11 protein-coding genes are annotated in these 11920 nt (G+C 64.2%); 7 read left to right on the forward strand and 4 right to left on the reverse strand.

The window, feature by feature from the left end; translation table 11 throughout:
• The first annotated feature begins 95 nt into the window (after positions 1-95).
• From V8U06_RS07100 to V8U06_RS07110, 3 genes are all read left to right on the forward strand, one after another.
• Complete coding sequence (locus V8U06_RS07100; protein ID WP_427140074.1) at positions 96-2405, forward strand: putative bifunctional diguanylate cyclase/phosphodiesterase; 2310 nt, start codon at positions 96-98, stop codon at positions 2403-2405.
• Positions 2406-2585: 180 nt separating this feature from the next.
• Positions 2586-3356 (forward strand): N-acyl amino acid synthase FeeM domain-containing protein, encoded by a 771-nt coding sequence (locus V8U06_RS07105; protein WP_427140075.1) that lies wholly within the window; start codon positions 2586-2588, stop codon positions 3354-3356.
• Positions 3357-3608: 252 nt separating this feature from the next.
• Positions 3609-3833 carry an aa3-type cytochrome c oxidase subunit IV gene (locus V8U06_RS07110; protein ID WP_226917862.1) on the forward strand — a complete coding sequence of 75 codons (225 nt, stop codon included), beginning with the start codon at positions 3609-3611 and terminating at the stop codon, positions 3831-3833.
• A gap of 189 nt (positions 3834-4022) precedes the next feature.
• Here V8U06_RS07110 and V8U06_RS07115 read toward each other — a convergent pair whose 3' ends face one another.
• Both V8U06_RS07115 and rpsU read right to left on the reverse strand, forming a co-directional pair.
• Positions 4023-4910: a tetratricopeptide repeat protein gene (locus V8U06_RS07115; RefSeq protein WP_226917863.1), complete on the reverse strand. Its 888-nt coding sequence runs from the start codon at positions 4908-4910 to the stop codon at positions 4023-4025.
• A gap of 223 nt (positions 4911-5133) precedes the next feature.
• Positions 5134-5361, reverse strand: a complete 228-nt coding sequence (gene rpsU / locus V8U06_RS07120) for a 30S ribosomal protein S21 (RefSeq protein ID WP_119256642.1) — start codon at positions 5359-5361, stop codon at positions 5134-5136.
• A 329-nt stretch (positions 5362-5690) separates the two neighbouring features.
• On the opposite strand from rpsU, the gene V8U06_RS07125 reads away from it, so the two are divergent.
• The 4 genes from V8U06_RS07125 to V8U06_RS07140 all read left to right on the forward strand — a co-directional run bounded on the left by V8U06_RS07125 (position 5691) and on the right by V8U06_RS07140 (position 10890).
• The gene (locus tag V8U06_RS07125) at positions 5691-6944 is read left to right on the forward strand and encodes a sarcosine oxidase subunit beta family protein (protein WP_226917864.1); all 1254 of its coding nucleotides are present in this window, start codon (positions 5691-5693) and stop codon (positions 6942-6944) included.
• A gap of 70 nt (positions 6945-7014) precedes the next feature.
• Positions 7015-7359, forward strand: a complete 345-nt coding sequence (locus V8U06_RS07130) for a sarcosine oxidase subunit delta (RefSeq protein WP_226917865.1) — start codon at positions 7015-7017, stop codon at positions 7357-7359.
• Positions 7356-10349 (forward strand): sarcosine oxidase subunit alpha, encoded by a 2994-nt coding sequence (locus tag V8U06_RS07135; protein ID WP_427140076.1) that lies wholly within the window; start codon positions 7356-7358, stop codon positions 10347-10349. Before V8U06_RS07130 ends, V8U06_RS07135 begins: the two co-directional genes overlap by 4 nt.
• Positions 10342-10890, forward strand: a complete 549-nt coding sequence (locus tag V8U06_RS07140; protein WP_427140077.1) for a sarcosine oxidase subunit gamma — start codon at positions 10342-10344, stop codon at positions 10888-10890. Before V8U06_RS07135 ends, V8U06_RS07140 begins: the two co-directional genes overlap by 8 nt.
• 4 nt (positions 10891-10894) lie before the next feature.
• On the opposite strand, the gene V8U06_RS07145 is transcribed toward V8U06_RS07140, so the two are convergent.
• The gene (locus tag V8U06_RS07145; protein WP_427140078.1) at positions 10895-11419 is read right to left on the reverse strand and encodes a GNAT family N-acetyltransferase; all 525 of its coding nucleotides are present in this window, start codon (positions 11417-11419) and stop codon (positions 10895-10897) included.
• A complete protein-coding gene (locus V8U06_RS07150) occupies positions 11416-11904 on the reverse strand; it encodes a MaoC family dehydratase (protein ID WP_427140079.1) in 489 nt (162 codons plus the stop codon). The genes V8U06_RS07145 and V8U06_RS07150 overlap by 4 nt, the downstream gene beginning before the upstream one ends.
• Between the last annotated feature and the right edge of the window lie 16 nt (positions 11905-11920).

Genomic DNA, 11920 nt, shown 5'->3' on the forward strand with positions numbered 1-11920 from the left:
ATGCCTGAACGTACCCTCTTTATTGGGTAATTTCCCGAAATCATTCATTAAATTTTGGCCGGTAACCCTCGAACGTCATAGGGAGTGCCGAGTCCATGAAGGATAAGGGTCAAAACACACTGCCGGCTGATGTCTACCTGTCGTTCGTCAGCTCGCTGTATGGAAATCGCCAGACCCTTTTCGTGGGCATGATTTCGCATGTCATCACGTTCTCCTTCGTTTACGCCAAGACGTCCGATCCTTTCTTCCTCGTCTGGAGCGCGCTTGTCGTGCTCGTCTGGTCGCTGCGCGCTGAGGGCATGCGCCATTTCGACCGGGCGGAGAAAAGCGCCCTTGGCATGGATGGCATCCGTTACTGGGAGAACTGGTACAATCTCGGCGCCGTCGGCACGACGCTCGCGCTGGGCACGGCCTGCTGCTACAGTCTGATCGTCAGCCGCGACAGCTTTGCCGAGATCGCCTGCATTTCCGTGACCTTCGCCACGATGGTCTCCGTCGTCGGGCGCAATTACGGCTCGCCGCGGGCGGTGGACTACATGGTCTTCTCCGCCTGCTTCCCGATCGCGGTCGGTTTCCTCGCCCTGCAGGATTTCTACCACGCCGTGCTCGCCTCGCTCGTCCTGCCCTTCGCGATGACGACGCGCACCATGGCGAACGGCGTGCGCACCTTTCTCTACAAGAACGTGCTCGCCGCGCGCGACCTTGCGACCATCGCCGACCGCTTCGACACGGCGCTCAACAACATGCCGCACGGCCTGTTCATGCTGGATGCGGACCATCGCATCCTCGTTGCCAATCGCCGGGCCTGCGAGCTTCTGCATCTCGGAAGCCAGGAGCGTCTGAAGGATTGCCATCTCGACGTCGTCCTGCGCTTCGGCGTGCGCAACACCTTCTTCAACGCCGAGCAGAGCAAGACGATCCTGCGCCAGCTCGACGAGCTGCTGCGCGGCGAGCGCTCGCGCGCGCTCGTTCAGGTGACGGACGGGCTCTATCTCGAATTCACCGCGGCCCCGCGCGACAATGGTGGTGCCGTACTGATTTTCGAGGATGTGACGGCGCGCGTGCGGGCAGAAAAGAAGATCCTGCACATGGTGCGCTACGACAGCCTCACCGGCCTGCCGAACCGCACCTATTTCGCCGATCTGGTGCAGGAGGCGCTGGCCGAGCGCAAGAAGCCCGGCACCGTCGGCTTCATGGTTCTCGACGTCGACGACTTCAAGCATGTCAACGACATGAAGGGCCACGTGACCGGCGACCGGCTGCTCTGCGCCATCGCCGAGCGGTTGCGCCGGCTTGCTGGCGAGCGGGTGCTGGCCGGCCATCTGATGGGCGACGAATTCATCCTGTTCTTCCCGAACGAGGCGAACCGGCGCGATCTCGAGGATCGCATGCGGCGCTTCCACGACCAGCTGCGCGGCACCTACGAGTTCGAGGGCATGACCCTCTTCGTTTCGTTCAGCGCGGGCTGCGTGACGGTGGCGAGCGATGACTTCCGGCTGGAAGAGATGCAGATCCGCGCCGACCTCGCGCTGTTCGAGACGAAGTCGCGTGCCAAGGGCAGCGTCACCGTCTTCGAGCAGGAGATGGACGCGCGCTACATGGACCGCCAGAAGCTGAAGGACGACCTGCGCCTGGCGCTGGCCGAGGATGCGCTGTCGGTGGCCTATCAGCCGATGTTCGTGCCGGACGGTTCACGCATCGAATGCTGCGAGGCGCTGTCGCGCTGGACGCATCCCGAACGCGGCCCCGTCGCGCCGAACGTCTTCATCAAGGTCGCCGAGGAGATGGGCATCATCTCCGAGATCACCCGCTTCATGATCAACCGCGCCTGCGCCGACTGCGCGACCTGGCCGGAGCATATGGGCGTCTCCGTCAATCTCTCGGTACAGGACCTGCGCAGCTCGGCGATCATCGAGGTCGTCGCGCAGGCGCTCGACGCCGTGGGCCTTGCGCCGCACCGGCTGCATCTGGAAGTCACCGAAAGCTGCCTGATGGAGGAGCCGATCAAGGTTCAGGCGATCCTGCAGGAGCTGCGTGCCCGCGGCATCACCATCGCCATCGACGATTTCGGCACCGGCTATTCCAGCCTCAGCTATCTCGACCAGCTGCCGCTCGACGTCATCAAGATCGACCGCTCCTTCGTGCGCAACATCGCCGAGGATCCGCGTCGCTTCAAGCTGCTGCGCGGCACGGTGAACCTCTCGCGCGAACTCGGCCTGCGCATCGTCGTGGAAGGCGTGGAGACCGAGGAACAGCTTGCTCTCATCAACAAGTACCGCTGTGCCGATCTGGTGCAGGGCTACGTCTTTGCCGCGCCGATGTCGCCGGATGCCCTGCGCGACCGGTACGAGAGTCTTGGCGGCAAACCGGTCGAACCGCGCCGTCGCGGCCGCCGCGTCGCCTGACGCACCAGGCTTTTCCCTTCGCTAAATCCATAAATCTACACGATATATCAGTTTCTCCGAATTTAGCGTTAACCACGTATTAAAGTTAACAAATAGTATTTTGTACAAATTGTCCTATATCGGCGATTATGGTGTCGGCGGCGGGGTGCGGCCGGCTTTCTGAATTCGGGGTATGGGGCAATGGCCATGATGGAAACGACGAACGGTCGTTTTTCCGACAAGCTTCTCGGGCTGCTCGACAAGGTGGAGTATCGCCGCGTCGAGACGAGCGAGGACATGGAGGACATCGCGCGCATCCGCTACAAGGCCTACAAGGCCGGCAGCGTGATGCATCTGGGCGAGGAAACGCCGCTCTTGATCGACGAGGCTGACTTCGACAGCCAGGCCTATGTCTTCGGCGTCTATCACGAGGAACGGCTGATCTCGACGGTGCGCCTGCATCATGTGACGCCGGATCACCGGGTCACCTCTTCGGGCAAAGTGTTTCCCGACGAGATCAAGGCTTTCCTGGATGCAGGCATGTCGTTGATCGATCCGGTCCGCCTGGCCGCCGATCCGGAAATCTGGAGCGAGATGCCGGCGATCCCGTATCTGACGCTGCGGCTGGCGACGATGGCGGCGGACTATTTCGATGCCGACCGCGTGCTGCAGATGGTCAAGCCGGCGCATGCCGCCTTCTACCGGCGCGTTTTCGACGGCGACTTCGTCGCCTCGCCGAAGAGCAACCAGGGCAAGTTCATCATCGACCTGATGCTGATGGCGACCCGCTGCAAGGATGTGCGCTCCTCGCTCTACAAGCGCTTTCCGTTTTTCCAGTCGGAAGCCTTCGAGCGGCGCCTGCTGTTTGCGCGCGGCGAGGAGATGCCGTTCAGCCCGCTCACGGTGCGCCCGACGGCGCGCCTTGCCCATGCCCATAGCCGCATCGACATCGCGGGCGGGATCTACGGCTGAGACTTGCGTTCTGATGTCGCAGGACGGGCCGGTTTCAGAGGGAAACCGGCCCGTTCCGTTTCGGAAACCATGGCGCGGGGCAGGCGGACTGCGCCTTGCCGTTGCGCTTTGTGCAGCCATTGTGTATGGCCAGAAAGACGCGCATTTTCGCGCTTGAGGGAATCGCCGGCCCGCATGGGTCCGGCCTTGAATAGGCGCTCATCGGGTGGAGTTTTCCGGCTGGCGGGTGCGGCTGCTTAGGAGAAGGTGACTATGGCTGAACATCATAACGGACCGGTCGAACTCGGTGCTCCGATGGACTATCCCGAGCACGAGAAGACCTACGATCTCTTCATCGGCGGTGCCAAGTACGGCACGCTGTTCTGCGTGGCGCTGCTGATCGCCATGGCTGCCGGTTTCTTCACCAGCGCCGGCTTCTTCTCCAGCCTTCTCCTGCTGATCATCCTCAACGTCGTCGGCTTCTTCGCCCTGCGTTGATCCGAACGGCCGCCTCGGCGGCCTTCGCCATACCGCGTTCGATCCGCTCGGCTCCGGGAAGGGGCCGGGCGGATTTTTGCGTTTGTGCATGGAAAAGCGGTCCAGCCAAGGGCCACGCAACGTTCCGGCCGAAACAAAAAGCCCGCGAGACGATCGCGGGCTTTTTCGTCAATGGATGGATGAACGGGATCAGGCCGGCTTGGCGACGGCGCCGCGGGTGCGGGCAAGGCCGTCGCGGGCGGGCGCGTAGTTCGGGTCCAGCTTGAGCGCGTGCGAATAGGACTTTGCTGCGCGGGCGAGGTCGCCGCGACGCTCGTAGATCAGCGCCTGGTTCGCCCAGGATTCGGCAAGCTTGCCGTCGAGGTTGATCGCGGTGTTGAAATCCTGGAACGCGTTGTCGTCGTCGCCCTGGGCGGCATAGGAAATGCCGCGGCCGTTATAGGGTTCCGCCGAATTCGGCGACAGCGAGATGGCCTTCGAGAAGTCCTCGATCGCCTTGTCGTGCTGGCGGCGGGCCTGATAGATCAGGCCGCGATTGTGATAGGCGCGCGGATCGGTCGTGTCGAGCTGGATGGCGCGGTTGAAGTCGCGGAAGGCGTCGTCCAGGCGGCCGGCCTGGCGATAGAGATTGCCGCGGCCGATATAGGCGACGTCATAGTTCGCGTTGAGCTGCAGCGCCGTGTTGTAGTCGGCGGCGGCCTGCGCCTGATCGCCGAGGCTGCGCTGGATGAGCGCGCGGTTGGCATAGGCCTGATAGAAGCGCGGGTTCAGCTCGATGGCGCGGTTGAAGTCTTCGAGCGCCCGGCGGTACTCGCCTGCGCGGCCATAGGCCGAGCCACGGACGTTGTAGCCTTCGGGATCCTGAGGATTGGCGGCAATCACGGCGGAGAGCGAGGAGATGTTCTCCTGCGAGCCCTGCGCGCGCTCGACCTTCAGAACGTCCGTCGAGGTGGTCGACTGGCAGCCGGCGAGCAGAAGCGCAAGCGACGCTGCGGCAACGGCAGCCACCAGGGGACGGCGAGCGCGAGCGGACGCGGAAAGGGAACGTTCGATCGGGAACCCGGTAGATGCAGCCATGTCCAAGTGCGAATCCTCAAAATGGGCTTCTTCACGCTTCATGCGCGAAGAATACGCTACGGCCTTCAAGGCAATTCCGGCAAGGGTGCGTAGCGGTCGAGCCCGGAATTGCACGGGAAGTCTTTCACATCCGTGAAATTCTTCCGGTCACGTCAAAAAAGGCGGCGGCGAATTCATCGCCCCCGCCCGGTCTTGCATCCGAAAACGTCGAAATGACGGCCGATTAGCGGGCGCCAGGACGGCCGCCGATGAGGCCTTCGCGCTGGGCGCGCTTGCGAGCCAGCTTGCGAACGCGACGAACGGCTTCAGCCTTTTCACGCGCACGCTTCTGCGACGGCTTTTCGTAATAGTCGCGCATCTTCATTTCACGGAAAATGCCTTCGCGCTGCATCTTCTTCTTGAGAGCGCGGAGAGCCTGATCAACGTTGTTGTCGCGGACAAGTACCTGCACGAGAATCCCGTTCCTTTGTTGTTGCAAGCCCGGCGATTCTGTGGGTCGTCAGGCAAATAGATGACGTTCGTGCAGCCCAGAAGGCTGACGATTGGCGCGTCGAGTACCAGATAGCTGCGCAGAAGTCCAGTCTCCTGCGCTTCGATGTTAAGGATATTTGCGTGGAAGCCCGGGAAAACCGTTCTGCGGCACCCTTCGGGGTCATGTCGCATGTGGTACAAGGTGCGCCTGAATGCGTCGCAAAGAATACGGCGCGGGACGCCAGGATTTGCTTTCTATCGGGACAGGAAACAGCCGGCTGCGGCCGGCAGACATCGAGGACTTGGGTAATGCGCAAATATTCGGTTTTCGCCGTCGCCCGCGAGGCGATGCGTGGCCACAAGGGATGGGAGGCTCAGTGGACCTCGCCCGAGCCGCGCAAGGAATATGACGTCATCATCGTCGGCGGTGGCGGCCACGGCCTTGGCGCTGCCTACTACCTTGCCAAGGAGCACGGCATCACCAATGTCGCGGTCATCGAGAAGGGCTGGCTCGGCGGCGGCAATACCGGCCGCAACACGACCATCATCCGCTCGAACTATCTCTATGACGAGAGCATGGACATCTACGAGCACTCGCTGAAGCTCTGGGAGGGCTTGAGCCAGGATCTCAACTACAATGTCATGTATTCGCCGCGCGGCGTGATGATGCTGTCGCACAATGTGCACGACAAGCAGTCCTTCCAGCGTCACGTGCATGCCAACCGTCTCTACGGCATCGACAACGAATGGCTGACGCCGCAGCAGGCGAAGGAGTTCGTGCCGGTTCTCGATATCTCCGCCAGCGCCCGCTACCCGATCAACGGCGCGGCCCTGCAGCGCCGCGGCGGCACCGCCCGCCACGATGCCGTGGCCTGGGGCTATGCCCGCGCGGCGTCCGACCGCGGCGTGCACGTCATCCAGAATTGCGAGGTCAAGGGCATCCGCCGCGGACCCGACGGCGCAGTGACGGGTGTGGAGACCTCCAAGGGCTTCATCGGCGCCAAGAAGGTCGCCGTGTCGGCCTCCGGCCACAACTCGGTCATCCTCTCCATGGCCGACGTGAAGCTGCCGCTGCATTCGGTGCCGCTCCAGGCGCTCGTTTCCGAGCCGATGAAGCCGATCTTCCCCTGCGTGGTCATGTCCAACTCGGTGCATGCCTATATCTCGCAGTCGGACAAGGGCGAGCTCGTCATCGGCGCCGGCACGGACCAGTACAATTCGTACTCCCAGACCGGCGGCCTGCAGATCATCACCCATACGCTGGATGCCATCTGCGAGCTCTTCCCGATGTTCCGCCGCGTCAAGATGATGCGCCAGTGGGGCGGCATCACCGACAACACCCCGGACCGTTCGGCGATCCAGGGCGTGACGCCGGTGAAGAACCTCTTCGTCAACTGCGGCTGGGGTACCGGCGGCTTCAAGGCGACGCCGGGCTCGGCTCATCTCTTCGCGCATCTCATCGCCAAGGGCGAGCCGCACAAGCTGGCGGCCGGCCTGACGCTCGACCGCTTCCGCACCGGCCGCCTCATCGACGAGGCAGCGGCCGCGGCCGTGGCTCACTGAGTTCCCATTTTTTCACCCCGCGCGCCCGGCGGCCCCGAAAGGCCGGCCGGCGCGGGACAGGAGAAACCCGATGCTTCTCATCTACTGCCCTTACTGCGAGGAAGAGCGCTCCGAGCTCGAATTCCGCCATGGCGGCGACGCGCATATCGCCCGCCCGACCAACATGGCCGATATCAGCGACGAGGAATTCCAGGACTACTTCTTCCTGCGTGACAACCCGAAGGGTTTGATCTTCGAGCGCTGGCGCCACATCCATGGCTGCGGCCGCTTCTTCAATGCGGCGCGCGACACGGTGAGCGACAAGTTCTACATGAGCTACAAGGCCGGCCAGCCGAAGCCCGAAATTCCCGGTGTGACCCCTGCCACCGAAAAGACCGTCGAAACCTATGAAGCCACGGAAGGAACCGCGAAATGAGCGGTGCTAATCGCATTGCCGGTCAGGGCCGCCTGACGCCCGCCAAGACGGCGCGTTTCACCTTCGACGGAAAGACGATCGATGCGCTGGAAGGCGATACCGTCGCCTCCGCGCTGCTCGCCAATGGCGTGCACCTCGTCGGGCGTTCGTTCAAGTATCATCGTCCGCGCGGCATTCTCTCGGCCGGCCCGGAAGAGCCGAATGCGCTGATCGACGTTTCGCGTGACGCGGCCCGCCGCCAGCCGAACGTGCGTGCGCCGGTGCAGGAAGTCTTCGATGGCATGAAGGTGTCGTCGCAGAACCGCTGGCCCTCGCTCGCCTTCGATATCGGCGGCGTCAATAACCTGATGTCGCCCTTCTTTGCGGCCGGCTTCTACTACAAGACCTTCATGTGGCCGAAGGCCGCCTGGGAGAAGCTCTACGAGCCCTTCATCCGCCGCGCCGCCGGCCTCGGTGTCTCGCCGACGGAAGAGGACCCGGACCACTACGCCAACCGCTATGCCCATTGCGACGTGCTGGTCGCGGGCGCCGGCGTTGCCGGCCTTTCCGCAGCGCTTGCCGCCGCTGAAGCCGGCGCAAGCGTCATCCTCGTCGACGAGCAGCCGGAAGTCGGTGGTGCGCTGCACTACGACCTGTCGGTGAAGATCGACGGGCAGAGCGGCTATGCTTGGGCGCAGGCGACGGCCGCGAAGCTGAAGGCGATGGAGAACGTCACCGTTCTCACCCGCACGACGGCCTTCGGCTACTACAACCACAATTTCGTCGGCCTCGTGGAACGCGTGACGGATCACCTCGCACGTCCCGACAAGACGCTGCCGCGCGAGCGGCTGTGGCAGGTCCGCGCCAAGCGCGTCATCCTCGCCACCGGCTCCATCGAGCGGCACATGGTGTTCGCCAACAACGACCGGCCCGGCATCATGCTGGCTTCGGCGGCGCGCACCTATCTCAATCATTTCGGCGTCGCGGTCGGTCGCAAGATCGGCGTCTATACGGCGAACGATTCTGCCTACGAGGCCGCCTTCGACCTGAAGCGTGCCGGTGTCACCGTCGCCGCCATCGTCGACAACCGTGACAAGCCCGGCGAGGCCGTGCTTGCCGAAGCCCGCAAGCTCGGCATCGAGGTATTGACCGGCCATTCCGTCATCGACACCAAGGGCAAGCTGCGCGTCTCCTCCATTTCGGTCGCCCGCAACGGCGGCGGTTCGGCACGGTCCATCCCGGTCGACGCGTTGCTGATGTCCGCCGGCTGGACGCCCTCCGTCCACCTCTTCTCGCAGTCGCGCGGCAAGGTCGCCTATGATGCGGCTTCCGGCCGCTTCCTGCCCGGCACCTATGCGCAGGATTGCCTTTCGGTCGGCTCGTGCAACGGCACGGACGGCCTGCAGGCGACCATTGAGGAATCGCTGGCGGCCGGCGAGCTGATGGCCCGCGCCACCGGCAACGAGGGTGGCGGCAAGGTCGAGCTTCGCGGCGAGAACGCCTTCGAGTGGACCGGCGGCATGGCCGGGGCAGGCGAGGGCGCGGGTGTCGACACGACCGTCAAGGCCTTCGTCGACTTCCAGAACGACGTCTGCGCCAAGGACATCCGCCTTGCCGTGCGCGAGGGCATGCACTCGATCGAGCATATCAAGCGCTTCACCACCAACGGCATGGCGACGGACCAGGGCAAGCTGTCCAACATCCACGGCCTTGCCATCGCGTCGGAAGTGCTGAACCGCGAGATCCCGAAGATCGGCCTCACCACCTTCCGCGCGCCCTATACGCCGGTCACCTTCGGCGCGCTGATCAGCCATTCGCGCGGCGACCTGTTCGACCCGGCGCGCAAGACGCCGATCCACGCCTGGGAAGAGGCGCACGGTGCGGTCTTCGAGGACGTCGGCAACTGGAAGCGTGCCTGGTACTATCCGCGCTCGGGCGAGACCATGCACGATGCGGTCAACCGCGAGTGCCGCACGGTGCGTAACGTCGCCGGCCTGTTCGACGCCTCGACGCTCGGCAAGATCGAAGTCGTCGGTCCCGATGCCGGCGAATTCATGAACCTCATGTACACCAACGCCTGGGATACGTTGAAGCCAGGCCGCTGCCGCTACGGCATCATGCTGCGCGAGGACGGTTTCGTCTATGACGACGGCGTCGTCGGTCGCCTGGCGGAAGACCGCTTCCACGTCACCACCACGACGGGCGGTGCGCCGCGCGTCATGCACCACATGGAAGATTACCTGCAGACGGAATTCCCGCATCTCAAGGTCTGGCTGACCTCGACCACGGAACAGTGGTCGGTCATTGCCGTACAGGGCCCGAAGGCGCGCGAAATTCTCGAGCCGCTGGTCGAAGGCATCGACATCTCCAACGAGGCCTTCCCGCATATGAGCGTGCGCGAAGGCAAGATTTGCGGCGTGCCGACCCGGCTCTTCCGCATGTCGTTCACCGGTGAAGCCGGCTACGAAGTCAACGTTCCCGCCGACTACGGTCAGGCCGTCTGGGAAGCCATCTGGGCACGGGCAGAACCGCTCGGCGCCTGCGCCTACGGCACGGAGACCATGCACGTTCTGCGCGCCGAGAAGGGCTATATCATCGTCGGCCAGGATACGGACGGTACGGTCACGCCCTTCGACGCCAGCCTCGGCTGGGCCGTCTCCAAGAAGAAGGCGGACTTCGTGGGCATCCGTGGTCTCAAGCGCCCGGACCTCGTCAAGGAAGGCCGCAAGCAGCTTGTCGGCCTGCTGACGAAGGACCCGAAGGTGGTTCTGGAGGAAGGCGCGCAGATCGTCGCCGATCCGAACGAACCCAAGCCCATGAAGATGCTCGGCCACGTGACCTCGTCCTACTGGTCGGAAAACTGCGGCCGGTCGATCGCCATGGCGCTCGTCGCCGGCGGTCAGGCTCGCCTGGGCCAGACGCTCTACGTGCCGATGCCCGACCGCACCATCGCGGTCGAGGTCAGCGACATGGTCTTCATCGACAAGGAAGGAGGACGCCTCAATGGCTGATCACGCTCTTCGCAAGGCGCCGCTTGCCGGCCGCCATGGCGGCTCCGCCGGCGCGCGCGTCACGCCCGCCGCTCCCGCAACCCGTCTGTCGCTCCGCGCGGGCGAGGATGCCATCGGCACGCTCTCGCTGGCCTTCGGCCTCGAACTGCCGCGGCGGCCGAAGACCTCGGCGTCCGTCAGCGGTCGCCACGCGCTCTGGCTCGGTCCGGACGAGTGGCTGCTGATCGACGAGAACGGCGCGGACCTGATGGGCATCGCGTCGGGTGTTTCCGCGCTGCATTCGGCGACGGACGTTTCCCACCGCAACACGGCGGTCCTCGTTTCCGGCCCCAATGCGGCCGGTGCGATCGCCAGCGCCTGCCCGCTCGACCTCGGCAATACGGCCTTCCCGGTCGGCGCGGCGGCGCGCACGGTGCTCGGCAAGATCGAGATCGTGCTGCTGCGCACGGGTGAAGAGGATTATCGCGTCGAATGCTGGCGCTCGTTCTCGCCCTACGCCTTCGGTCTTCTCGCCGAAGGTGCGGAAGACGCCGGCCTCTGATCCCTCAGAGGAAGCGGTAGAAAAACAGGGCTGTCTCCCGCGTGCCGGGGGACAGCCCTTCGTACAGGTGCCTGTCGAAACCGCCGAGCGCAAAGCCCTGGCGCAGATAGAAACGGCAGGCCGCGACATTGTTCGTCTGGGTCTCGAGGCGCAGGCCCGGCAGGCCCTTTTCCCTCGCCCAGTCGGCGGCGTGCTGCATCAGCCGCTGCGCAGCGCCCGTCCCGCGCCATTCAACATCAATGGCAAGATCGTCGATGACGGCGAAATTGTTCCAGCCGATGGAAAGCGCGATGTAGCCGACCGGCGTCTCGTCGCCGATGACGACAAAGAGCGCCTTGTCCGTCGCTTCGATGCTGGCTTCGAGGTCCGCCGGGTCGAAGCCGTAGCTCTTGGCATAGGGCTCCACGGGGTGGGCGCGGGCCAGCCAGTCGCCCTCGAAGGGCGGGGCGGCCTCGCGGGTGACGAGGAAGGAGAAGTCGCAGACGGCAAGGGCGCGAGGATCCTCCCGCGTGGCGGCACGGACCTTCACACGCTCTCCGGCCGATCCTTCGGATCGAACTGGATGATGGTGATCCAGTCGGCCGTCAGCGCCGGCTTGCGCTCGGTCTCGACCTCGACCGATGCATCGTAACGGATCGTCACCATGCCCGCGCCGCGGAAGCGGGCCTCGGCCAGCGTGAAGCGGCCGCGCACGCGCGCACCGCTCTTCACCGGCGTGATGAAGCGGATTTTTTCGAAGCCGTAATTGATGCCCATCGTCTGTTCGACGATGCGCGGCAGGCAGTCGTAGTTCATCGCCGAGAGCAGGGAGAGGGTGAGGAAGCCATGCGCGATGGTGCCGCCGAACGGCGTTTCGGCCGCCGCCCGCACCGGATCGGTATGGATGAACTGGTGATCCTCCGTCGCATCGGCAAAACGGTCGATCATCGCCTGGTCGACGGTGAACCAGCGCGAAACGCCGATTTCCTTTCCGACCTGGGCGGGAATGTCTTTCAGATGAATGGTGGCTGGCATGAGGCCTTCTCGCCGC

Source organism: Shinella sp. G-2 (genome assembly GCF_050172695.1).
Taxonomy (GTDB): Bacteria; Pseudomonadota; Alphaproteobacteria; order Rhizobiales; family Rhizobiaceae; genus Shinella.